Genomic DNA, 318 nt, shown 5'->3' with positions numbered 1-318 from the left:
CTTCGGAGGGCACGTTCTGCCAGCGCTCGGCCTTCCAGGCCGGGGTTGGAATGACGCCCACAGCCTCGCCGCCCAGATCGATGTCGGTCTTCTCGCCGAAGCCGAACTGCCCCAGGTAGTCCAGGAGCGCCGTCTCCGATATCTCGCCGGTGCCGGCGGGCCCATGGTCGTAGAAAGCCTTGCCGATCTCGTAGAAGACCGTGTCACAGGAGTTCACGATGCCCCCGTGCAGATCGAGCGTCCCATGGGCGTCGTGCTTCCAGCAGCGCTGCACGTCCCCAGTGCCGAAGCCGTCCCACTTGCCCGTGCAGTTCCACG

General features: G+C 66.0%; 1 protein-coding gene. It reads right to left on the bottom strand.

From position 1 onward, the window contains the following. Positions 1–318: penicillin-binding transpeptidase domain-containing protein (locus NE591_RS13655; RefSeq protein WP_256156911.1), on the bottom strand; the 318-nt coding region annotated here is incomplete at both ends.

Origin of the sequence: Adlercreutzia sp. DFI.6.23 (genome assembly GCF_024462535.1) — a bacterium.
In the GTDB taxonomy this organism is placed as follows: Bacteria; Actinomycetota; Coriobacteriia; order Coriobacteriales; family Eggerthellaceae; genus Adlercreutzia; species Adlercreutzia rubneri.
The sequence above is the reverse complement of the archived record's forward strand: the minus strand, read 5'-3'. Positions and strand labels throughout refer to the sequence as shown.